The organism is Roseomonas sp. KE2513 (assembly GCF_016107305.1).
GTDB lineage: Bacteria > Pseudomonadota > Alphaproteobacteria > Acetobacterales > Acetobacteraceae > Roseomonas.
In genome coordinates this window covers 1-21,906 of record NZ_RCVR01000003.1, presented here as the reverse complement: position 1 = coordinate 21,906, position 21,906 = coordinate 1, and the positions used below count along the sequence as shown (strand labels likewise).

Below are 21,906 nucleotides of genomic sequence, written 5' to 3'. Positions count from 1 at the left end.
GGGCCCCTGCCTGCCGCGACGCCGGACCCGCGGGTAAGGATGGCCGGACAGGAGGACCCCCATGATCCAGCGACCGAACCGTGCGGGGCTGATCGCGGCGCTGGATACAGACAGCGCCGAGCGGGCCGAGGCTCTCGGCGCGGTGCTGGCGCCGCATGTCGGCCTCCTGAAGCTCGGCCTCGAGTTCTTCGTGGCGCAGGGGCCGGCGGCGGTGGCCCGCGTGGCGCGGCACCGGCCCGTTTTCCTCGACCTCAAGTTCCACGACATTCCGAATACCGTCGCGGGGGCCGTGCGCTCGGCCTGCGCGCTGGAGCCGGCCATGCTGACGATCCATGCGGGCGGCGGGCCGACGATGGTGGCCGCGGCGCGGGAGGCAGCGGAGGGGTTCGGGGCCGGGCGCCCGGCGATCCTGGCGGTGACGGTGCTGACGAGCATGGACGCCTCGGCCCTCGCGGCGACGGGGGTTTCGGGCGGGCCCCCGCAGCAGGTGCTGCGGCTGGCGCGCATGGCGATGGAGAACGGGGCAGACGGGCTCGTCTGCTCCCCGCGCGAGGTCTCCCTCATCCGCGACGCGCTGGGGGAGGGGCCGCTCCTGGTGGTGCCGGGCATCCGCCCCGCCGGCAGCGCGGCCGGCGACCAGTCCCGCATCGCGACGCCCGAGGACGCGGTGGCGGCGGGGGCGGACTGGCTGGTGGTCGGGCGGCCCATCACCGGGTCAGCCGATCCGGCGGCGGCGGCGGAGGCCATCGCGGCCTCGATCAAGGGCTGAGGAGGCGGCCGTGGCGGCGGTGAAGATCTGCGGCCTTTCGGACCGGGCAGGGCTGGACGCGGCCGTCGCGGGCGGGGCCGAGATGATCGGGCTGGTCTTCTTCCCGGCCTCGCCGCGTGCGGTGACGGCGGAGCAGGCGGCGGCGCTGCTGGCGGAGGCGCCGGCGAAGGGTGGGCCGCTGCGCGTGGGGCTCTTCGTCGATGCCTCGGACGAGAGGATCGGCGCGGTGCTGGAGAGCGTGCCGCTCGACCTGCTGCAACTGCACGGGGAGGAGACGCCGGCGCGCTGCGCGGCGCTCCGGGCGCGCTTCGGCCGGCCGGTGATGAAGGCGCTGGGGATCGCGAGCGACGCGGACGTCGCGCTGCTGGACGCCTACGCCCCCGTGGTGGACCGTTTCCTGCTCGACGCGAAGCCCGCGCCGGGGGCGGCGCTGCCCGGCGGGAACGCGGCGGCCTTCGACTGGTCCCTGCTCGCCGGGCGCCAGGTGCCGCGGCCCTGGCTGCTGGCGGGGGGGCTGACGCCGGAGAACGTGGCCGAGGCGGTGCGAGCGACCGGCGCGCCCGGGGTGGATGTTTCCTCGGGGGTCGAGGCGTCGCGCGGGGTGAAGGACCCGGCGCGGATCGCGGCCTTCATCCGGGCGGCGCACGGGGCCGAGGCCGCTGGGCGAGCCAAGGCCGCCGGGCGCGGCGGGTGAGGCCCGCGCATGTCCTGCTGGCCCTGCTGACGACGGCGCTCTGGGGCTTCAACTTCGTCGTCATCGAGCTGGGGCTACGGGCCGGGCTGCCGCCGCTGCTGATGGCGGCGCTGCGCTTCCTGGTGGCGGCGCTGCCGGTGCTGTGGCTGCCGCGGCCGCGGATTTCGGCGGGGCGGCTGGTGGCGATCGGCGTGTTCCTTTTCCTCGGGCAGTTCGCGCTGCTGTTCACGGGGATGGCGGCGGGGATGCCGCCCGGCCTGGCATCGGTGACGCAGCAGTCCCAGGCCTTCCTCACCGCGCTGATCGCGGCGGCGGTGCTGCGGGAGAGGCCCTCGGCGCGGGCGCTGGCGGGCATGGCGGTGGCCTTCTCCGGCCTCGCGCTGATCGGCAGCACGGCGGGCGGTGGAGGGATGACGGGGCTGGGCCTCGCGCTCTGCCTCGCGGGGGCAGCGAGCTGGGCGGTGGGGAACGTGCTTCTGCGGGGCGCGGGAACTTCGCCGGGCGGGCCGGTCGCGCTGATGGCCTGGTTGGGGCTGGTGCCGATCCTGCCGCTTCTCGGGTTGTCGCTGGCGGTCGAAGGGCCGGGGACGGTCGGCCGGGCGCTCGCCCACCTCAACCTCATGGGCATCGCGGCGGTGCTCTACCTCGCGGTGCCGGCGACGCTGGTGGGCTACGGGATCTGGGGCTTCCTCATGGCGCGCTATCCCGCCACGACGGTTGCGCCCTTCGCGCTGCTGGTGCCGATCACCGGCGCCGCCTCCTCGGCGCTGGTGACGGGGGAGAGCTTCGGGGCGGTGCGGCTGGCGGGGATGGGGTTGGTGATCGCGGGGCTGGCGGTGGGGGCGCTGCGTTGGCCTTTGGGTGCGGCCGGGTGGCGCGGACGTGACCGAGCCCCCACCTCGCGCTAAGAGCCCACGCCCCCTTCTTCGGGCCAACCCGTACCGGGAAAGAACCCGCCGTGAACAAGCCACTGCCGACGCCGCTTCCCAACTCCCTCCGCCAGGGGCCCGATCCCCGCGGCCGCTTCGGCGATTTCGGCGGCCGCTTCGTGGCCGAGACGCTGATGCCCAACATCGTGGAGGTGCAGGAGGCCTACGACGCCGCCCGCAAGGACCCCGAGTTCGACAAGGAGTGGCGGCGGCTGCTGAAGGACTATGTGGGCCGGCCCTCGCCGCTCTGGTTCGCGGAGCGGCTGACGAACCATCTCGGCGGCGCGCGCGTCTACCTCAAGCGCGAGGAGCTGAACCACACGGGCGCGCACAAGATCAACGCAGTGCTCGCACAGATCATGCTGGCGAAGCGCATGGGCAAGACGCGGATCATCGCGGAGACCGGCGCGGGGCAGCACGGGGTGGCGACCGCAACCGCCTGCGCGCTGTTCGACCTGCCCTGCACGGTCTTCATGGGCGCGACCGACGTGGAGCGGCAGAAGCCGAACGTGTTCCGCATGAAGCTGCTCGGCGCCGAGGTGAACGCGGTGACCTCCGGCGCGGCGACGCTGAAGGACGCGATGAACGAGGCGCTGCGCTACTGGGTCGCGAACGTGCACGACACCTACTACTGCATCGGCACCGTGGCGGGGCCCGCGCCCTATCCGCAGATGGTGCGCGACTTCCAGTGCGTGATCGGCGAGGAGACGAAGGAGCAGTGCCTGGCGATCGAGGGCCGGCTGCCGGACGTGGTGGTCTGCGCCGTCGGCGGCGGGTCCTCGGCGATGGGGATCTTCCATCCCTTCCTCGACGACGCCGAGGTGAAGCTGGTGGGCGTGGAAGCGGCCGGGCACGGCATCGAGAGCGGGCAGCACGCGGCGGCCATCAACGGCGGGCGCCCCGGCGTGCTGCACGGGAACAAGACCTATCTGCTGCAGGACCGGCACGGGCAGATCACGGAGGCGCACTCCATCTCCGCGGGGCTGGATTATCCGGGCATCGGGCCGGAGCATTCCTGGCTGCACGAGATCGGGCGCGTGGAATACACGGCGGCGTCCGATGACGAGGCGCTCTCGGCCTTCACCCTCCTCTCGAAGCTAGAGGGGATCATCCCCGCGCTGGAGAGCGCGCACGGGCTGGCCGAGGTGATCAAGCGGGCGCCGACCATGGGCAAGGACGAGATCATCGTGCTCAACCTCTCCGGGCGCGGGGACAAGGACATCTTCACGGTGGCGCATCACCTGGGTGAGGCGCTGTGAGCGCGGCGGTGGCCGAGGCGCAGGCGCCGGCGCGGGGCAGGACGGGGCGGATCGCGGCGCGCTTCGCGACGCTGCGGGCGGAGGGGCGCGGGGCCCTGATGCCCTTCCTGGAGGCCTATGACCCCGATCCCGCGACGAGCATGGCGATCCTGCGGGGCATGCCCGGCGCGGGGGCGGACCTGATCGAGATCGGCGTGCCCTTCACCGATCCGGCGGCTGACGGGCCGACCGTGCAGAAGGCGGGGCAGCGGGCTCTCAAGGCGGGCGGCACGCTGGCGGGCGCGCTGGCCATGGTGCGCGACTTCCGCCGCGACGATGACGAGACGCCACTCGTGCTGATGGGCTACCTCAATCCCATCCTCGCCTACGGGCCAGAGCGCTTCTGCTGCGACGCGCGCGAGAGCGGGGTGGACGGGCTGATCGTGGTGGACATGCCGCCCGAGGAGGCGGAGGAGCTGCGGCCCTACGCGCAGGGCCTCGACATGATCCGCCTGGTGGCGCCGACCTCCTTGCAGGGACGGCTGCCGGCCGTGCTCGATGGCGCGGGGGGGTTCATCTACTACGTGGCGATCACCGGGATCACGGGCACGCGCTCGGCCGAGGTGCAGGACCTGGAGAAGGCGATCCCGATCGTGCGGGCGGCGACCGACCTGCCGATCGCGATCGGCTTTGGGGTGCGCACCCCCGCCCAGGCGGCGGATGCGGTGCGGGTGGCGGACGGGGCAGTGGTGGCCTCCTCCCTCATCGAGATCCTGGCGGGGACGCTCGACGAGGCGGGGCGCGCGACGTCGGGTACGGTGCGGGCGGTGCTGGACGGGGTGCGGGCGCTGGCTGAGGGAGTTCGTGGGGCGCGCCAAGGCTGAGTGCGCGTGCTGAGTGCGGGGCCTCCGCGGGCGCAGTAAGGCTTCTGCTCCTCAACTTGTGGTATGGGCTGGCCGTGGCGGTTGTGCTTTTCTTCAGCATGTTCAGCGTTCGCCCTTCCGGCCAGGGTTGCCAGGACGTTCCGCCGCCGGAGGGAAGGGGACGATGCCGTATGGCGGACCCTGCCTTCTTCGCCCAGGGACGGCCATGATCCAGACCTTTCCCCGATCCCCCGAGGATGAGGTCGAGGGCTTCCTCGACGCCTGGGGGGGCGAGGCCATCTCGCCCGCCTATCTGCCGGGAGATGCCTCCGGGCCGCCCATGGCGGTGCGCTTCGCGCTGCTGCATCCCGCCCATGGCGTCGCGCTGATCGACCTCTCGCCGGAGGATCAGCCGGCGGCGGCGGCGCGCTTCCGGGCGGCCTATCGAGCGCGGGGCGCGGGGGCGGTGCCGCCCGTGGTGTATCTCTCCCTCTCCGAGGCGGACCGCTGGCGGCTGACGGTGCTGCTCGACGCCGCCTTCTCCGCCGGGCCTGGGCCGGGCGGCGGCGCGTGGCTGGAGCGGGCGCGCGCCTTGCTGTCGGAGATGCCGGCCGTGCAGGCGCCCGTCGCTGCGGCGCCTGTTGCGGAGATGCCGGTTGCGGAGATGCCGGTTGCGGAGATGCCGGTTGCGGCGGTGCCGGTGGTGGAGGTGCCGGTTGGGAAAGCGCCGGGGAGCGGGATGCCGGAAGCGCCGGCCCCGGTGGCGGAGAGCCGCCTGGCGGCCGACGGGATGGCCGAGATCAGCCTGACGGAAGCGCTGGCGGCACAGCCGGCCGAGATCCGGCTGGCGGAGATGCTGGCCGCGCAGCCGGCGGAGATCCGCCTGGCGGAGGTGCCGGTGGCGGAGACGGCCGGGAACCATCCTCCGGAGGCGACGGTTGAGGAGGCGGTCGGGGCACGGCCGGCGGAGATCCGCTTTCACGAGACGGTGGCCGCGGCGGCGGAGCCGGGTCCGGCCGAGGAGGCGGGGCCCCCTGCGGCGGTGCCCCCGGTCGTCCTGGCGGCCGCGGGGTCGCGGCCGGGAATGGCGCGCTGGGCGCTGCCGCTCGCGGTGCTGCTGCTGGCGGGCGTCGGGGCCGCGGCCTGGACGGGGCATCTTCCGCTGCCGGGCGGATGGGCGGCGCCGCGTGCTCCCTCGACGCCGCCGGTGGCCTCGGTTGGTCCGGATGCCGGAACAGTCGCGCCTGCGCCTGCGCCTGCCCCCGCGCCTCGGGAGGCGCCGGGCCAGCCGGTGACGGCGGCCGCGGCACCCGAGCCCGAGCCGGTCGAGGCCCCGGCGCCCGTGGTGGCCGCCATGGCTCCGGGTCCGGCGACGGAGAATGCCGAGGCCTCGCCGGGCGAGAGGGCGGACGAGCTCGCCGCTTCCGGTCAGCCGTCGGCGGACCCTGTGAAGGAGGCGGAGGGACCGGTGCTGGCCTCGGCGCTGCCGGTGCCGCCGGCCGGTCCGGCGCTGCCCGCGCCGGCGCCCGTGCCCGAGGAGGCGCCCGTCGCTGGTCCGGTGGCGGGACTGGCGGAGCCGCCGTTGCCCGAGCCATCGCTGCTCGGGCTGGCGGCGATGCCTTCGGCCGTTGCGGCGCCGCGCCCGCCGCCCGGGCCGGTGGCGCCGGAGATGCTGGCGGCGCTGGTGCGACGGGGGGATGCGATGATGGCGATCGGGGATGTCTCGGCGGCGCGGCTGCTCTACGAGCGGGCGGCGGCGGCCGGCAGCGGGGCGGCGGCGACGGCGATGGGCCGCAGCTACGACCCTGAGGAGCTGGCGGCCCTGCAGGTGCGGGGCCTGCGCGGCGATCCGGCCATGGCGGCGACCTGGTACCGGCGCGGGGTAGCGTTGGGCGATCCGGAGGCGCGGGGGCTGGTGCACCGCCTGGCCTCGGTCGAGGGGCGCGCGCCTTGAGCGGGGGGCGCGTGACAGGCAGCGCGATAAATCGGGGACGCCGGCTGCTGCTGGCGGGGGCGCTGGCCCTGCCGGCGCTGCGGACGGCCTCGGCCCAGGGCGCGCGCGAGGCGCCGGGCGACATGGGCGCGCGGGCGAATGCCGGGACGATCGGCGTGATCTCGGGCGGGGTGGACGGCACCTATGTGCGGATCGCGGCGGACCTCGCGGCGGTGCTCGACGATGGGGACCGGCTGCGGGTGCTGCCGATTATCGGGCGCGGCTCCGTGCAGAACCTGACTGATATCATGTTCCTGCGCGGCGTCGATGTCGGGATCGTGCAGTCCGACGTGCTCGCCTTCGTGCGCAGCCGGCGGCTGGTGCCGGGCGCGGGGTCGGTGATCCAGTATATCGCGAAGCTCTACGACGAGGAGGTGCATGTCCTTGCCGGCGCCGGGATCGCGCGGGTGGAGGACCTGGCGGGCAAGCGCGTGAACGTGGATGTCGCGGGCAGCGGGACAGCGATGACGGCCTCCCTCATCCTCGAGGGGATGGGGATCGCGGCGACGCTGGTGAACGACCCGCAGGATGTCGCGCTCGAGCGGCTGAAGCGCGGGGAGATCGCGGCGCTGGTCTATGTGACGGGCAAGCCGGCGCGGCTCTTCTCCGGGCTTTCGGCTGATTCGGGGCTGCGCTTCCTGCCCCTGCCGATGACGCCCGCGCTGATGGAGACCTACCTGCCCGCGCAGCTTCTCCGCGCGCAGTATCCGGGGCTGATCACGGGCGAGGAGGCCGTGGACACGCTGGCGGTGGGCGCCGTCATGGCCGTTTATGGCTGGACGCCGGGGACAGAGCGGCACCGCAAGGTCGCCGCCTTCGTCGATGCCTTCACCACGAAGTTCGACCGCTTCCTCGTGCCGCCGCGGCACCCGAAATGGCGCGAGGTGAACCTCCAGGCGCAGGTGCCGGGCTGGGTGCGCTTCGACCCCGCCCAGCCCGCCCCGGCCGCGAGGCCCCGGCGGCGCTACTGATGCGGGGTGGGGTCCTGACGGTCGCGATCCTCCTCCTGCCCCTGTCGGCGGAGGCGCGGCCGGCGCGCTGCACGACGACCGACGACGGCACCTACCCCTGCGACTTCCAGCCGACGGACCGGGCGGGGAGCTTCCGGATCAGCGCGCCGGGCAAGCCGACCTTCCTCCTGAACGTGGAGGAACCGGGGCGGGCCTCGGCCTTCGTGAACCTCGGGCCGCGCAATGTGAGCCTTCCCGGGGTCTATGTCCGGAGCGAGGCGGACCCGGCCTGCTGGGAGAGCGACGCGACGCGGGCGCGGATCTGCATGCGATAGGGCGGGCCGGGGCTGGTGGCGCCGGGGGAGAGAAGGAATTCTCTCCCCCGGACCCCCTCTCATCTTTTTCTATCTGTTGGAGATACTGAGTGGTCGGTGCGCCTCGGGTCGATGACCCGAGGCGACGACACGTTCAGGAAGGCTTCGCGACAGCCAGATGGGGGTCCAGGGACCTCAGGCTCCTGGCGGGAGAGGTCTGGAGAGGGCAGGGCCCTCTCCAGGTCCGCATCACCCGCCCAGAGGAAGCTCGATGGTACAGAGCAGCCCCTCCGCGTCCCGGTGCAGGCGGGTTTCGGCGCCGAGGGCGAAGCGGAGCACTTTCTCGATCAGGGGCCAGCCGCTGGCGGCGGGGGCAGGGTGGTCGCGCCATTCGAGGTGGAGGCGGCGTTCGGGGGTTTCCTCGATCCGCCAGGTGACGGTGGGGTGGTTCGCGCCGGCGGCGAGTTCGTGCAGGGCGAGGGCGAGGGGTTCCGCGGTCCCCGAGCGGAGGGTGACGGGCGGGCCTTGCAGCGTGGTGGCGGCGGCTTCGCCGCGGAGGAGGGTTTCCAGGCCCGTGCCCTCTGGTCCGGCGGCGGCCTGGGCGCGGCCGAGGGCTGCGAGCCGGTCGGTGAAGACGCGGCCGTCCTCGGGCGCGACGAGGGTGCGGGTGGCGATGGCCCGCAGTGTTTCGAGCATGGAGGTGATGCGGGGGCGAAGCAGGTCGGCGGCGGGGCGGGGGTGCGGGTCGGTGCCCGCGTCGCGCTGGACGGAGAACCAGTGCGTCAGCTCCCCCGCGGGACCAAGGACGGGGCCGACGATCCACTCGTTGGTATAGGACGTGCCGTTCTTGCGGTAGTTGATCGTGGCACCGGTGAAGGCGCGCTCGGTCTCGAGCGCGCGGCGCAGGCGGTCGAGTTCGGCGCGGTCGGTGCGGGGACCCTGGAGGATGCGGGGGGAGTGGCCGATCAGCTCGGCGGCGCGGTAGCCGGTGATCGCCTCGAAATGGGCGTTGGCGTAGCGGATGGTGGGGCCGGGCGAGTCGAGCGGGGCGTCGGTGATAAGGGCGGCGAGGCCCGCCAGGTCGAGGGCGGCGCCCAGGATGGCGGCGCTGAGGGCGCCGACGCTGCCGGCGAGGTCCGGGGCGCCGGGCGCGGTCTCAGGAGGCATCGGGGGCGCCCCTCGCGCGGTCCAGCGCCTCGGCCAGGCGCCGGAGCTGGCGGCGGGTGGCGTGCAGGCGGTCGAGCAGGTGGAGGACGACGGGCATGGCGGCGTCGTTCACCTCCAGCTCCTCCTGCAACTCGAGGATGAGGCGGCAGCGAGCGAGGTCGATCTCCTCGAAGACGGGCTGGCCGCTCTCCTGCGCGGGGCGGACCCATCCCTCGGCGATCCAGGCACGGAGGCGGGTTTCCTCCAGGCCGCGGATCTGGATGAGGACGGCGTCGATGCCGGTCATGCGCGCCTCCGCATCTCGGCCCGCGGGTCCTCCCCGGCGGGGGGCGACCAGTCGCGCAGGAGGGCTTCCAGCTTGTCGTCCACGGGGCCGAGGACGAGGCGGAGCGTGACGAGGAGGTCGCCCGCTTGGGTGCCGCCCGCCTCCGCGACGCCGCGGCCGCGCAGGCGCAGGAGGGTGCCGGCCTCGGCCCGGGGCGGGACGGTCAGCATCACCTCGCCGCGCGGGGTGGGCACGGCGATGCGGGCGCCGAGCACGGCCTCCCGGAGGGTGACGGGCACCTCCATCCGCAGGTCGCGGCCGGCGCGCTGGAAGAAGGGATGGGCGCGGACGGTGACCTCGATCAGGGCGTCTCCGTCGGGCGCGCCCTGGATGCCCGGCAGGCCGCGGCCGCGCAGGCGCAGGACCTGGCCGTCCTCGAGGCCCGGCGGGATGCGGACATCGAGGTCGCGTCCGTCGGGCAGGGTGAGGCGCCGGGTGGCGCCGTTCACGGCGTCGAGGAAGTCCACGGAGAGCTGGTAATGCGCGTCCCGGCCACGGCGGGGGCCGCTCTCGCGTTGGCGGAACATGCCGAGGATGTCCTCGAGGTCGTCCGGGTCAAAGCTGGCCGCGCCTGCTGTTCCGCCGCCCATGCCGGCGAAGGGATCGCGCGGGCGGTAGCGCGTGCCCTGCGCGCCCTCGGCCGCGTCGCGGTAGTAGCCGCGGGGCGGGACCTCCTGGCCGGTGCCGTCGATCTCGCCGCGGTCGTAGCGGGCGCGCCGCTCGGGGTCGGAGAGAAGGTCGTTGGCGGCGTTGGCAGCCTTGAACCGCTCCTCCGCGGCCTTGTCGCCGGGGTTCAGGTCGGGGTGGTTCGTCTTGGCGATCTTGCGGAAGGCCTTGCGGATGGTGTCCGTGTCGGCCGTCCGACTCACGCCCAGGATTTCGTAGGGATCGGGGGACGCCATGCGCGGAGATAACGCCGGGAACGGGGCATTGGTCCAGGGGTTGGGAGGATAGGTTTTCAGGGGCTGGCGCTGTGGCCCGGGGAGGCGGAGCCCCGCCCGGGGCCGTAGTACCTGCCGGATCATGCTCTCTCCCCAACGGCCCTTGCGCCGGACGGGCCGACGCGACTACCTCCCGCCGGCCGGTGGGCCGCCAGGGCGGAGGCTGGTCCGCGGGGTTGAAGGCGGGGTCTGGGCAGGGCATGGGGCAGGGATGAACTGGATCTCCGACTGGGCGCTGCCCAAGATACAGACGCTGTTCGGGGCCAAGCGCGACGTGCCCGAGAACCTCTGGATCAAGTGCCCGCATTGCGGGGAGATGGTGTTCCACCAGGATCTCGAGCGGAGCCTGCACGTGTGCCCGAAATGCGGGCACCACATGCGGATCTCGGCGCAGCAGCGGCTGGACTACACGCTCGATCCTGGCTGGGCGCGGATCGAGCTGCCGCGGGCGCCGGCCGACCCGCTCCGTTTCCGTGACCAGCGGCGCTACGGCGACCGGCTGCGGGAGGCGCAGCAGAAGACCGGCATGGACGATGCGATCGCGGTCGCGCACGGGGCGATCGAGGGGCGGCCGGCCGTCGTGGCGGCCTTCGAGTTCTCCTTCATGGGCGGCTCCATGGGCGCGGGCGTGGGCGAGGGGATCGTGACCGCCGCGCGGCTGGCCGTGCTGCAGGACGCGCCGCTGGTGGTCTTCACCGCCTCGGGCGGGGCGCGGATGCAGGAAGGCGCGGTGTCGCTCATGCAGATGCCGCGCACGGTGATCGCGACGCGCATGGTGAAGGAGGCGGGGCTGCCCTTCATCACCGTGCTCTGCGACCCCACCACGGGCGGCGTGACGGCGAGCTTCGCGATGCTGGGCGACGTGCAGATTGCCGAGCCCGGCGCGTTGATCGGCTTTGCGGGCGCGCGGGTGATCGAGCAGACGGTGCGCGAGAAGCTGCCCGAGGGTTTCCAGCGGGCGGAGTACCTGCTGGAGCACGGCATCCTCGACATGGTGGTGCCGCGGGGCGAGATGCGGGGGATGCTGTCCCGGCTGATCGGCTTTCTGCGCCCGCCGGAGCGGTTGGCCGAGGCGGAGGTGGCCGAGGCCGCGGCGCCCGCGCCCGCCCCGGCGGCGGAGTAGCGGCCGGGCTGGCACGCGCCCGGCCGAGAATGGGCCGGGGCTTGGAACGGATGGGCGGCCATGGCCGATAAGGGCAGTGTTCCCGCGACCCCCTGGGGGGCGCCGGCGGGGTTGCAGGTGATGCCCGGGGAGGATGTCCCCGCCGGGCGGTCCGAGTTGATCATCGACCGGCTGCACGGGCTGCACCCGAAGCTGATCGACCTCAGCCTTGGCCGGTTGCAGCGCTGCCTCGATGCGCTGGGCAATCCGGAGCGGCGGCTGCCGCCCGTGGTGCACGTGGCCGGGACGAACGGGAAGGGCAGCACCTGCGCCTTCCTGCGCGCGGTGGCGGAGGCGGCGGGGCAGCGGGTGCACGCCTATACCTCCCCGCACCTGGTGCGCTTCCACGAGCGGATCCGCCTCGCCGGACGTCTGGTGGAGGAGAAGGTACTGGCCGCCGCGCTGGAGGAGGTGGAGGCCGCCAATGCGGGGCTGCCGATCACCGTCTTCGAGATCACGACGGCCGTTGCCTTCCTGCTGTTCAGCCGCGTGCCGGCGGACCTGCTGGTGCTGGAGGTGGGCCTGGGCGGGCGCTTCGACGCGACGAACGTGGTGGAGCGGCCGGCGGCCTGCGCGATCGCCTCGATCTCGATGGACCACACGGATTTCCTGGGCGACACGCTGGCGGCGATCGCGGGGGAGAAGGCGGGGATCATCAAGCCCGGCGTGCCCGTCGCGACGGGGGTGCAGGCGCCTGAGGCGATGGCGGTGCTGGAGGCGGAGGCGGCGCGACTGGGCGCGCCCCTGCTGGCGCGGGGCGCGGCCTGGGATACCGCGTGGCGGGCGGATGGCGGGCTCGACTGGAGTGATGCGGGCGGGGTGCTCGCCTTGCCGCCGCCGGGGCTGCCCGGGCCGCATCAGGCGGACAACGCGGGGATCGCGGTGGCGGCGCTGCGGGCCTGGGGACCTGATTGGCTGACGGAGGCGGCGATCGCCGCGGGTGTCGCGGGCGCGACCTGGCCCGCGCGGTTGCAGCGGCTTCATGGGCGGTTGGCGGCGGCGCTGCCGGCGGGCTGGGAGCTCTGGCTGGATGGCGGGCACAATCCCGGGGCGGGCCTGGCCCTGGCGGGGCAGCTCTCGGCCTGGGGGGACCGGCCGCTGCACCTTGTGGTGGGGATGAAGCGGTCGAAGGCGATTGCGGAGTTCCTGGCGCCGCTGCTGCCGCACGTGGATTCGGTCTGGGCGGTGGCGGAGCCGGGGCAGCACCTGGCGGTTTCGCCGGAGGAGATCGTGGCGGCCTCGGGCGGGGTGGCGCGGGTGGGGCCGCGCGTGGCGGATGCCCTGGCGGCGATGCCCGTGACAGGAGGCGCCGTGCCGGGGCGGGTGCTGGTCTGCGGGAGCCTCTATCTCGCGGGAGAGGTGCTGAAGGACGACGGGACGTTGCCGGAATAGGAGCCGGCCAAGGCCCTGACACGTTCACCGCGTGCCGGGTCTGTCGCGGCGTATCGCGAGTCGGATTAAGGCAGCGCAGCGCGGCGCCTGGTGGTCCGGGAAAGGACGCTGCCCTCTCCGGACCTCACCCGCCAAGGGCCTGAGGCCCTTGGATCTCCATTCGGCTATCGCGGAACCCTCCTGAACATGCCGTCGCCTCGGATCCATGACCCGAGGCGCACCGACCGCCGAGCATTCCCGACCCGAAAAAGAAGATGATGGTGGGGGGTCTGGGGAGAGGAAGAATTCCTTCTTCCTCTCCCCGGAGTCGTCGGCGCCAGCCCTAGTCCGGTTTCGCCCCGGCCGGCTCGGCCGGCGGTGGCGGGGTGGTCTCGCGTGCCGGCGGCTGGGCGGGCGGGGCGGGGGGTGGCGGGGTTGCCTCGCGCGATGGCGGAGGCTCGGCTGGCGGGGCCGGAGGCGGCGGGGTGGCCTCGCGCGGCGGCGGTGGCTCGGCGGGCGGCGCCGGGGGTGGCGGGGTGATTTCGCGCGGCGAGGGTGGAGCGGCCGGGCGCGGCAGAGGTTCGGGGCGGGCGGCGACGGCCGGCATCACGACGATGGAGACGCTGCGGGCGACCGTGTTGGCGGTGGTGCGGCTGAAGCCGGCCACGCGCGCCTCGGAGCGGAGGCGGGTTTCGGGCAGGCCGGCGGCGCGGAGGGCGTCCTTCACCGCGCGGGCGCGGGTGGCGGCGAGCTGGACGCTGGTTTGCTGGCCGCCTTCCCGGTGGGCGTGGCCGAGGATGCAGGCGTTGCGGTCCGGCTCGGCCTTGAGGAGGGCGATGGCGGCGTTGAGGTTGGTGCGGGCGGCTTCCGTCAGGCGGTCGCGGCCGGCGGGGAAGGGGATGTCGAAGACGTCGTCCTCCAGCGCCTCGGCGCCGACGCAGGCGAAGGCGGGCTGGTGGGCGGGCTGGGCCTGGGCGGCGCCAGGAAGGATGGGCTTGGCGAAGGTGAGGAGGAGGGCGACGGCGAGAAGGGGACTCATGCGGCGGCGAGTGCTCCGGCGTCGGTCAGGCGGCTGAGGAGGGCTTCGGCGTCCACGGCGGGGTGGGCGGCGCGAAGGCTGGCCGCGTCCACCTCGCGCCGGGCGAGGAGCCAGTTGGCGGCCTCGGCTTCCGGCGGGGTGAGGGGAAGGGTGGCGGCAGGGGTTTTCAGCACCCAGTCGGCGCCACGGCGGACAGGCTTCACGCCGGGGGCGAGGACGCGGAAGCCGGAGGTGCCGTCGGCGGGCGAGGCTTGATCAGGGCGGTCGGGTTCGAGGCCGCGGGCGGCGAGGAGATTGACGCCGCCCCGGTGGTAGCGGGCTTCCGCGACGTGGCGGGCCAGCACCTGGAGGACCTGCGGGTCGCGCGCGAGTTCGGCCAGGCGCTGGCCGAGCTGGGCGGCGCGGGTGGTGAGGGCGAATTGCGCGGCGGGCGTGCCGTCCTGGCGGGGCAGGGGCTGGCGGAAGGACGGGTCCTGGATCGCGCGCTCGACGAGGAGGTTGGCGAGGTCGAGGCCGATGGGGGCATGCACGCCGTAGGCGACGTGGACGGAGGCGGGGCCCTCGGCGAGGGCGTCATGGTACCAGCCGCGGGGGAGGTAGAGGAGGTCGCCGGCCTTGAGCAGCACCTTCTCCCGCAGGACGCCCTTGGCGCGGTCGTGATGGGCCTGGCCGAGGCTGCGGAAGGCGGGGTGGGGGATCGGGTGCTCGGCGCGGCCAGACCAGATGTTCCAGGTCTTCTCGCCCTCCACCTGCACGGCCCAGACGTCGTGGGTGTCGAAATGCGCGGGGAAGGCCTTGTGGGCCTGGAAGGAGACGTAGACGTTCGCCTGGGCGCGGCCGAGACCGGCCTCCTCCAGCGCTTCCGAGACGCTGGCGAGACCCGGGGTGAGGCTGTCCACGTCGTTGAGGACGAAGGAGGCGCCCTTGGCGGCCCATTCGCGCAGGCGGCGGGCGTCGGGCTGCATGACCGGCGCGTTGTCGCGGCTGGTGGCGCGGAGGCAGTAGGCCTCGGGCGGGACGGGCTGGCCGTCCATCTGCAGCTTGAGGGACTGACCCGTCCAGATGTGGGTCTGGTTCAGCAGCCGGTCGATGACGGACCAGGAGAGGACGCTCGCGAACTTCGATGCTCCGCCGCGCACATGGAGCGGCTGGCGGTCGTGAAACTCCGCGAAGAACCGGGCGGGTTCGATGGGCGCGAGGAGGTCTGCGAGCGTCAGGGCCATGGCACGCGCAGGGTAGGCGGAACGCGGCGGGGCGGCCAGGGGAGAGGGGGCGGGCCGCGGAACGAAGCGGCCTTCCGTGGCGCGGGCGCACTGCTCTCAGCGGCCGCGACTGCGGCTCGCGGGCGGGCGCGATTGCGCCTCGTGGCCGGCTCGCTTGTGCCTCGCAACGGTGGCTTGCGCCGCGCGGCCGGGCGGCCGACCTTCTGGCCGCCAGGAGGAGAGAGCGCATGCCCGACGACCTGAGACCGGCAAGCCAGCCCGGACCGTCCGGCGGGAGCCCGGGCCCGGAGGGGGAGGAGGGAATGCGCGCGGCCCTTCTGGCGGAGGCGGTGGCGGCGCTCGGGCGGATGGCGCCGGGCCTGCCGCCGGCGGCCGCCGAACTGCTGCGCGGCCTCGGCGCGGCGATCCCGCTGGAGGAGTTGGCGGGCCTCGCGCCCGAGGACCTGGCGGCCGAGGCGGCCTCGCTGTTCTCCGTGATCGACGGGCGGCGGCCGGGGACGGCGGCGCTGCGGCTGACGCCGCCGCGGTCTGATGGGCGCGGCGGGGCGGTCGCGGAGATCGCGAGCGAGGACATGCCCTTCCTGGTGGAGAGCGCGCTGGCCGCGCTCACGCGCGGGGGGCGAGGGGTGCGGCGGTTGCTGCACCCGGTTCTCTCGGTGCGGCGGGACCCGGCGGGGCGGGTGCAGGCGATCGGGCCGGCCGAGCCGGGTGGGCCGCCCGGGGGCTGCAACGAGAGCGTCATGCGGATCGAGATCGCGCCCGCCGGCCCCGGCCGGGCGGTGCCGGCGGACTGGCCGGCGGTGGAGGCGCTGCTGCGCCAGGCGCTGGACGAGGTGCGGCTGGCGGTCGGCGACTTCGCGCCGATGCTTGAGCGGCTGGTGACGGCGGAGCTGGAGATCTCGGCCGCGCCGGAGGGCGCGGAGGCGGTTGCTTTCCTGCGCTGGCTGGCCGAGGACAACTTCGTCTTCCTCGGGCACCGGGTGCTGCGGATGCCGCCGGGCGGACCGGTGACGGTGGAGGACGGGCTCGGGCTGCTGCGGGACGAATCGGTGCCGCTCTTCGATGCGCTGCGCGACCTCTCCGCCGTGACGGGGCCGGTGCGGGCGGCGCTGACGCAGCCCGTGGCCCTGGCGGTGGCCAAGGCGAACCTGCGGCTGCTGGTGCACCGGCCGAGCCACGCGGACGTGGTGGCCACGCGCATCTTCGGCGCGGACGGCACCGTGGTGGGGCTGCGGCTGTTCATGGGGTTGTTCGCGGCGACGGCCTATAACCGCAACCCGCGCTCCATCCCCTGGCTGGCGCCGAAGGTGCGGCGGGTGCTGGCGGCCTCGGGCGCGGCGCCGGACAGCCACGACGCGCGGGCCTTCGGGTCGATCCTCGACACCTGGCCGCGGGACGAGCTGTTCCAGGCAGAGGAGGGGGAGATCCTCGCGGGCGCGCGGCGGGCGCTGGACCTCGCGATCCGGCCGCGCCCGGCGCTGGTGCTGCGGCGCGACCCTTTCGGGCGCTTCGTCTCGGCCATCGTGTGGTTCCCGCGAGAGGTCTTCGACACGCGTACGCGCGAGCGGGTGGGGCGGCTGCTGGCTTCAGCCTTCGGCGGGCGGCTCTCGGCCTTTTACATCGCGATCGGCGACACGCCGCTGGCGCGGATTCATTACGTAATCGGCACCGATCCCGGCACGGCCCTCTCGCCCGATCCGGCGGTGCTGGAGCGGGCTGTGGTGCAGGCCGCGCGGCGCTTCCCGGAAGCGCTGGGCGAGGCGCTGGCGGAGGCGGCCGGGGAGGCCGAGGGGGCACGTCTGGCGGCGCGCTGGGCGGAAGCCTTCCCGCCCGCCTACGCGGAGGACATGACGGCGGCGCAGGCGGTGGCGGACCTGCGGCTGGCCGAGACGGCGCTGGCGGCCGGGCGGCCGGTGGCGAGCGCGTCGCGCATTCCCGGCGAGGGGCCGCGGCGTCTGGCGCTGCGGCTGGCCGCACCGGGCGGGCCGCTGCCGCTGGCGGACGCGCTGCCGCTGTTCGAGAGCCTCGATCTGCGGGCGATCGAGGAGCAGCCGTGGCGGCTGTCCCCTGCGGGCGCGGGGCCGGTGGTGCTGCACCTGTTCATGCTGGAAGCGGGGATGGAGGCCGCCGAGGACCGCTTCGACGAGCTGCTGGACGCGCTCTCCGCATTGCTGGAGGGGCGGGCCGAGGTCGATGGCTTCAATCGTCTGGCGCTGCGGGCGGGGATCACCTGGCGGGAGGCCTGGCTGCTGCGGGCGGTGTTCCGCTGGTGCAAGCAGGTGGGCTTCGCCTTCCCGCAGCCGGCGGTGGAGGGGGCGCTGGCGGCGGTGCCGGAGGCGGCGCGGATTCTCGTCGCGCTGTTCAGGGCGCGCTTCGATCCGGACGCGGCGGACCGCGCGGCGGATGAGGCGAAGGCCGTCGCGGAATGGGCGGCGCTGATGGAGGGGATCGCGGATCCGGACACGGACCGCATCCTCTCGCGGCTGCGGGTCGCGCTCGATGCGGTGGTGCGGACGAACTACTTCCAGGGGAAGAGCTACCTCTCGCTGAAAATCGAGAGCGGGCGCGCGGGCGAGATGCCGGACCCGCGGCCCTGGCGGGAGATCTTCGTCTCGGCGACGCATATGGAGGGGTGCCACCTGCGCGCCGGGCCCGTCGCGCGCGGCGGCATTCGCTGGTCCGACCGGCGGGAGGATTTCCGGACGGAGATCCTCGGGCTGATGAAGGCGCAGCGGCTGAAGAACGTGATTATCGTGCCGACGGGCGCGAAGGGCGGCTTCATCCTCAAGGGGAACGTGCCGCCGGCCTCGGACCGCGAGGCCTTCATGGCGGCGGGGATCGCGGCCTACAGGACGCTGATCCGGGCGATGCTGGACGTGACGGACAACTACGGAACGGACGGGTCCGTGGTGCCGCCCGATCGCGTGGTGCGGCGGGATGGGGACGATCCCTACATCGTCGCGGCCGCGGACAAGGGGACGGCGACCTTCTCCGACATCGCGAACGGGTTGTCGGCTGAGTACGGGTTCTGGCTGGGGGATGCCTTCGCCTCCGGCGGATCGGCGGGATACGACCACAAGGAGATGGGGATCACCGCCAAGGGTGCCTGGGTGATGATCGCGCGGCACTTCGCGGAGATGGGGCGCGACATCCAGGCGGAGCCCTTCACCTGCGCGGGCGTGGGCGACATGTCCGGCGACGTGTTCGGCAACGGGCTGCTGATCTCGCGCAAGACGAGGTTGGTCGCGGCCTTCGACCACCGGCACATCTTCATCGACCCCGACCCGGATCCCGAGACCTCCTTCGAGGAGCGGGCGCGGCTCTTCGCGCTGCCGCGTTCCTCCTGGGCGGATTACGACGTGCGGCTGGTGAGCGAGGGCGGGGGCGTGTTCCCGCGCAACGCGCGCTTCATCCCGCTCTCGCCGCAGGCGCGGGCGCTGCTGGGCATCGAGGAGGAGCGGCCGGAGCCCGCCGTCGTGATGCGGGCTATCCTGAGGGCGGAGGTGGATCTTCTCTACTTCGGGGGGATCGGGACCTATGTGAAGGCGGCCGCCGAAAGCCAGGCGGAGGCCGGGGATCGCGCGAACGACGCGCTGCGCATCGATGGCGGGGAGATCCGCGCGCGCGTGGTGGGCGAGGGCGCGAACCTTGCCGTGACGCAGGCAGGAAGGATCGAGGCGGCGCGCAATGGCGTTGCGATCGACACGGACGCGCTGGACAACTCGGCGGGCGTCAGCACCTCCGACCACGAGGTGAACATCAAGATCCTGCTGGCGGAAGCCGAGCGCGGCGGAGCGCTGACGCGGCGGCAGCGCGACGACCTGCTGGAATCGATGACCGACGAGGTGGCCGCGCTGGTGCTGGCGGACAACGCCGCGCAGTTCGGCGCGCTGTCGCTCGAGCGGGCGGCGGGGGCGGAGGCGCTGCCGGCGCAGGCGGCGCTGATGACGCGGCTGGAAGGGGCGGGGTTGCTGGACCGGGCGGTTCTTGGCCTGCCCTCGGCCGCCCGGATGGCGGAGCGGATCGGGGCGGGGGATGCGCTGACGCGGCCGGAGATCGCGGCGCTGCTGCCGGTGGCCAAGCTGTGGCTGACGGATGCGGTGGAGGAGGGCGCGCTGGCGGATGACCCAGCCTTCCTGCCCTTGCTGCGCGGCTATTTCCCGCATCCGCTACAGGAGCACTTTCCGGCGCTGATCGAGGGGCACCGTCTCAGGCGGAACCTTGTCGCGACGATGCTGGCGAATGCGGCGGCCAACCGGCTGGGGCCGGCGGGGGTGTCGCGGCTGGCGGCGGAGGCGGACGGGGCCGCGGTCGCGCGGGCGGCCTGGTTGGCGGACCGGCTCTTCGGGATCGGGGCGGCCGAGGATTCGCTCGACGCTGCGCCGCTGCCGCCCGAGGCGCGGCGCGCGGCGCTGCTGACCTTGCGACGGCTGCATGAGGACGCGGCGCGGGCGCTGCTGGGCGACACGGCGCCGCTGGAGGAAGCCGAGGCGCTGCTGCGGCCGGGGGTGGAGGCGCTGATCGCCGCCGTGCCGGTGCCCCGCGATTCCTTCCTTCCGGAGGGGGCGGCGCGGCTGGTGGCGGGGGCGGGGCCGCTCTCGGCCGCGATCGGGATCGTGCGGCTGGCGGCGGGGGCCGGGGTGGACCCTGAGCGGGCCGCGGCGGCCTGGAACGCGGCGGGGCGCGACTTCGGGCTGGAGGCGCTGCGGTCGGCGGCGGTGGCGGCCCCGGCGCCGGGGGCCTTCGGTCCGCGTGCGAGGGCGGCGCTGCTGGAGGATCTGGGCGCGTTCCAGGCGCGGCTGGCGCGCGCGGCGCTGGCCGGGCAGCCGGTGGCGCCGCCGTTGGAGGCGGTGCGCCTGGCGCGGGAGGCGGCAGGGCTTGGGGAACTCTCGGCGGTTTCGGTCGCGCTGCGCGCGCTGGAGCGGGCGTGAGCGCCCTTCCTGCGGGCCGCCGATGACGCGTCGGGAACTCGCCTGGTCGCTCTACGACTGGGCGAACAGCGCCTTTCCCACGGTGGTGACCACCTTCGTGATCGCGACCTGGTTCGCGCAGGCGGTCGCGCCCGATCCGGTCTCGGGGCAGGCGATGTGGGGGTGGATGCAGACAGTGGCGGGGCTGGGCATCGCCTTCCTCTCGCCGGTGCTGGGGGCAGTGGCGGATGCGGGCGGGCGGCGGCGGCTGATGCTGGCGCTCTGCACCACGGCAACGGCCGTTTTCACGGGGGCGATCTGGTTCGCGCGGCCGGAGGCGGAATGGGCCTTCTACGCGCTGGCTTGCGTGGGGCTGGCGACGGTGGCCTTCGAGGTGGGGACGGTCTTCTACAACGCGATGCTGCCGGACGTGACGGTGCCCGCGCGCATCGGGCGCGTCTCGGGGCTGGCCTGGGGACTGGGCTATGCGGGGGGGCTGTGCTGCCTCGTGCTGTGCCTCTTCGGGCTGATCCGGCCCGATCCGGCGCCCTTCGGGCTGGACAAGGCCTCGGGCGAGACGATCCGGGCAACGGCGGTCTTCGTGGCGGCCTGGATGCTGGTCTTCGGCTGGCCGGTGATCGCGGCGGTGCGGGACGCGCCGGGGGCAAGGCCCGGCTGGGCCGCCGCCGCGCGGGCGGGGCTGCGGGAGTTGCGCGATGTGCTGCGCGGGCTGCCGGCGCGGCCGGACATGCTGCGCTTCCTCGTCGCGCGGCTGTTCTACACGGACGGGCTGAACACCCTGTTTGCCTTTGGGGCGATCTTCGCCGCCGGGGTGCACGGGATGAGCTTCCAGGAGGTGCTGATCTTCGGGATCGCGATGAATGTCTCTGCCGGCATCGGCGCGGCGCTGGGCGGGCTGGTGGAGGACCGCGTGGGGTCGAAGCGGATGGTGCTGCTCTCGCTCGCGGCCCTCGTGGTGATCGGCCTCGCGCTCGTGCTCGTGGAGAGCGCCTCGGCCTTCTGGGCGTTGGCACTGGTGCTGGGGCTGTTCTTCGGGCCGGCGCAGGCGGCATCGCGCACGCTGATGGCGCGGCTGGCGCCGGCGGAGGAGATGGCGGCGCATTTTGGGCTCTTCGCGCTGTCGGGGCGGATCACGGGGTTCCTGGGGCCGTTGGTGCTGGCGACGGTGACGCAGGCGAGCGGCAGCCAGCGGCTGGGCATGGCGACAACGACGGGCTTCATGGCGCTGGGGGCGGTGCTGCTGCTGGGGGTGCGGGAGCGTCGGTAGAGCGCAGGTTTGCCGGTGCTGGTGACTCTGGAGAGGGCTCTGCCCTCTCCAGACCTCGCCCGCCAAGGGCCTGAGGCCCTTGGATCCCCATCTGGCTGTCGCAAATGCGGTGACCGGGGGGCGCTTCTTGTGGTGCCCTTCTTGCGCGTGTCGTCGCCTCGGGTCCACGACCCGAGGCGCACCGGCCGCAGAGCCTTTCAAGCCTGAAGAAAAAGATGATGGTGAGGGGTCCGGGGAGAGGAAGAATTCCTTCTTCCTCTCCCCGGGGTCATCAGCGCCGGCAGGTCAGAACGAAGGCTCCGCCCTATCAGCGGAAGCCTGCCATTCCAATGCTTCCGCATGGGTGTCGCCGAGAGCGAGGACGCGTTCCTTCCCGCCGGGCCAGAGCGTGAGGCGCAGGCTGCCGCGCTCGTCGAAGGTGGGGTCGGCCTCGAAGCGCAGCCAGGCGAAGGGTGAGCGTTCCGTCGCGCCGGCGCCGACGCGTGCCGCATGGGCGGCCAGCCAGGCCACGGCTTCCTCGGGCGCGTATTGGAGGGCGACGGCGTGCATGAGGACGCGCGCCACCCCTTCCTCGCCGTCCTGCGGGTCGAGCGTTTTCTCGGCCCATACCGCGGCGTCGGCGCGCTCGATCCTCGGCGCGTCGGCGGCGGCGAGGTCGATGGCGGCTTCGACGCGGGCGAGCCGGTCGGCCTGGTCGGGCCAGACATAGGCGAGGAGGCGTTCGCGGTCT

18 protein-coding genes are annotated in these 21,906 nt (G+C 74.0%); 12 read left to right on the top strand and 6 right to left on the bottom strand.

The window, feature by feature from the left end:
- The first annotated feature begins 61 nt into the window (after positions 1 to 61).
- From pyrF to D9599_RS03840, 8 genes are all read left to right on the top strand, one after another.
- On the top strand, positions 62 to 769 hold the full coding sequence (gene pyrF / locus D9599_RS03875; RefSeq protein WP_198379921.1) for an orotidine-5'-phosphate decarboxylase: 708 nt from the start codon (positions 62 to 64) through the stop codon (positions 767 to 769).
- A 10-nt stretch (positions 770 to 779) separates the two neighbouring features.
- Positions 780 to 1,463: a phosphoribosylanthranilate isomerase gene (locus tag D9599_RS03870; RefSeq protein ID WP_198379920.1), complete on the top strand. Its 684-nt coding sequence runs from the start codon at positions 780 to 782 to the stop codon at positions 1,461 to 1,463.
- Positions 1,460 to 2,371, top strand: a complete 912-nt coding sequence (locus tag D9599_RS03865; protein ID WP_198379919.1) for an EamA family transporter — start codon at positions 1,460 to 1,462, stop codon at positions 2,369 to 2,371. The genes D9599_RS03870 and D9599_RS03865 overlap by 4 nt, the downstream gene beginning before the upstream one ends.
- Positions 2,372 to 2,433: 62 nt before the next feature.
- Positions 2,434 to 3,651 (top strand): tryptophan synthase subunit beta, encoded by a 1,218-nt coding sequence (trpB, locus tag D9599_RS03860; RefSeq protein ID WP_198380136.1) that lies wholly within the window; start codon positions 2,434 to 2,436, stop codon positions 3,649 to 3,651.
- Entirely contained in the window at positions 3,648 to 4,514 is an 867-nt protein-coding gene (trpA, locus tag D9599_RS03855) for a tryptophan synthase subunit alpha (protein ID WP_309228529.1), read from the top strand. Before trpB ends, trpA begins: the two co-directional genes overlap by 4 nt.
- Positions 4,515 to 4,719: 205 nt before the next feature.
- Positions 4,720 to 6,447 carry a hypothetical protein gene (locus D9599_RS32105; protein WP_198379918.1) on the top strand — a complete coding sequence of 576 codons (1,728 nt, stop codon included), beginning with the start codon at positions 4,720 to 4,722 and terminating at the stop codon, positions 6,445 to 6,447.
- A complete protein-coding gene (locus D9599_RS03845; protein WP_232480119.1) occupies positions 6,444 to 7,457 on the top strand; it encodes a TAXI family TRAP transporter solute-binding subunit in 1,014 nt (337 codons plus the stop codon). The genes D9599_RS32105 and D9599_RS03845 overlap by 4 nt, the downstream gene beginning before the upstream one ends.
- Complete coding sequence (locus D9599_RS03840; protein ID WP_198379917.1) at positions 7,457 to 7,771, top strand: hypothetical protein; 315 nt, start codon at positions 7,457 to 7,459, stop codon at positions 7,769 to 7,771. Before D9599_RS03845 ends, D9599_RS03840 begins: the two co-directional genes overlap by 1 nt.
- 228 nt (positions 7,772 to 7,999) lie before the next feature.
- Here D9599_RS03840 and D9599_RS03835 read toward each other — a convergent pair whose 3' ends face one another.
- Genes D9599_RS03835 through D9599_RS03825 form a run of 3 tightly spaced genes read right to left on the bottom strand, consistent with a single transcriptional unit; the run spans position 8,000 to position 10,144 of the window.
- Complete coding sequence (locus D9599_RS03835) at positions 8,000 to 8,917, bottom strand: PAS domain S-box protein (protein WP_198379916.1); 918 nt, start codon at positions 8,915 to 8,917, stop codon at positions 8,000 to 8,002.
- Positions 8,907 to 9,203: a chaperone modulator CbpM gene (locus D9599_RS03830; protein ID WP_198379915.1), complete on the bottom strand. Its 297-nt coding sequence runs from the start codon at positions 9,201 to 9,203 to the stop codon at positions 8,907 to 8,909. Before D9599_RS03830 ends, D9599_RS03835 begins: the two co-directional genes overlap by 11 nt.
- A complete protein-coding gene (locus D9599_RS03825) occupies positions 9,200 to 10,144 on the bottom strand; it encodes a DnaJ C-terminal domain-containing protein (RefSeq protein ID WP_198379914.1) in 945 nt (314 codons plus the stop codon). Before D9599_RS03825 ends, D9599_RS03830 begins: the two co-directional genes overlap by 4 nt.
- 250 nt (positions 10,145 to 10,394) lie before the next feature.
- Here D9599_RS03825 and accD point away from each other — a divergent pair, with 250 nt between their 5' ends.
- Together accD and D9599_RS03815 are read left to right on the top strand one after the other, a co-directional pair.
- Positions 10,395 to 11,306, top strand: a complete 912-nt coding sequence (gene accD, locus D9599_RS03820; RefSeq protein WP_043832639.1) for an acetyl-CoA carboxylase, carboxyltransferase subunit beta — start codon at positions 10,395 to 10,397, stop codon at positions 11,304 to 11,306.
- Positions 11,307 to 11,426: 120 nt separating this feature from the next.
- Positions 11,427 to 12,737, top strand: a complete 1,311-nt coding sequence (locus tag D9599_RS03815) for a folylpolyglutamate synthase/dihydrofolate synthase family protein (protein WP_198380133.1) — start codon at positions 11,427 to 11,429, stop codon at positions 12,735 to 12,737.
- A gap of 322 nt (positions 12,738 to 13,059) precedes the next feature.
- Here the strand turns inward: D9599_RS03815 and D9599_RS03810 are convergent, their stop codons facing one another.
- Positions 13,060 to 13,755 carry an OmpA family protein gene (locus tag D9599_RS03810; RefSeq protein WP_198379913.1) on the bottom strand — a complete coding sequence of 232 codons (696 nt, stop codon included), beginning with the start codon at positions 13,753 to 13,755 and terminating at the stop codon, positions 13,060 to 13,062.
- Positions 13,752 to 14,978, bottom strand: coding sequence for a cupin domain-containing protein (locus D9599_RS03805; protein ID WP_198379912.1), 1,227 nt, complete (start codon positions 14,976 to 14,978; stop codon positions 13,752 to 13,754). Before D9599_RS03805 ends, D9599_RS03810 begins: the two co-directional genes overlap by 4 nt.
- A 227-nt stretch (positions 14,979 to 15,205) precedes the next feature.
- Between D9599_RS03805 and D9599_RS03800 the strand changes: the two genes are divergently transcribed.
- Positions 15,206 to 19,909: an NAD-glutamate dehydrogenase domain-containing protein gene (locus tag D9599_RS03800; RefSeq protein WP_198379911.1), complete on the top strand. Its 4,704-nt coding sequence runs from the start codon at positions 15,206 to 15,208 to the stop codon at positions 19,907 to 19,909.
- 22 nt (positions 19,910 to 19,931) lie between these two features.
- Positions 19,932 to 21,176 carry an MFS transporter gene (locus D9599_RS03795; protein ID WP_198379910.1) on the top strand — a complete coding sequence of 415 codons (1,245 nt, stop codon included), beginning with the start codon at positions 19,932 to 19,934 and terminating at the stop codon, positions 21,174 to 21,176.
- Positions 21,177 to 21,461: 285 nt separating this feature from the next.
- Here D9599_RS03795 and D9599_RS03790 read toward each other — a convergent pair.
- A partial coding sequence (locus tag D9599_RS03790) for a DUF2332 family protein (RefSeq protein ID WP_198379909.1) occupies positions 21,462 to 21,906 on the bottom strand: 445 nt, incomplete at its 5' end.

Coding starts and splice junctions, on each gene's coding strand:
- pyrF (WP_198379921.1), top strand. CDS start 62: ATGATCCAGCGACCGAACCGTGCGGGGCTGATCGCGGCGCTGGATACA.
- D9599_RS32105 (WP_198379918.1), top strand. CDS start 4,720: ATGATCCAGACCTTTCCCCGATCCCCCGAGGATGAGGTCGAGGGCTTC.
- D9599_RS03840 (WP_198379917.1), top strand. CDS start 7,457: ATGCGGGGTGGGGTCCTGACGGTCGCGATCCTCCTCCTGCCCCTGTCG.
- D9599_RS03835 (WP_198379916.1), bottom strand. CDS start 8,917: ATGCCTCCTGAGACCGCGCCCGGCGCCCCGGACCTCGCCGGCAGCGTC.
- D9599_RS03830 (WP_198379915.1), bottom strand. CDS start 9,203: ATGACCGGCATCGACGCCGTCCTCATCCAGATCCGCGGCCTGGAGGAA.
- D9599_RS03825 (WP_198379914.1), bottom strand. CDS start 10,144: ATGGCGTCCCCCGATCCCTACGAAATCCTGGGCGTGAGTCGGACGGCC.
- accD (WP_043832639.1), top strand. CDS start 10,395: ATGAACTGGATCTCCGACTGGGCGCTGCCCAAGATACAGACGCTGTTC.
- D9599_RS03815 (WP_198380133.1), top strand. CDS start 11,427: ATGCCCGGGGAGGATGTCCCCGCCGGGCGGTCCGAGTTGATCATCGAC.
- D9599_RS03810 (WP_198379913.1), bottom strand. CDS start 13,755: ATGAGTCCCCTTCTCGCCGTCGCCCTCCTCCTCACCTTCGCCAAGCCC.
- D9599_RS03805 (WP_198379912.1), bottom strand. CDS start 14,978: ATGGCCCTGACGCTCGCAGACCTCCTCGCGCCCATCGAACCCGCCCGG.
- D9599_RS03800 (WP_198379911.1), top strand. CDS start 15,206: ATGCCCGACGACCTGAGACCGGCAAGCCAGCCCGGACCGTCCGGCGGG.
- D9599_RS03795 (WP_198379910.1), top strand. CDS start 19,932: ATGACGCGTCGGGAACTCGCCTGGTCGCTCTACGACTGGGCGAACAGC.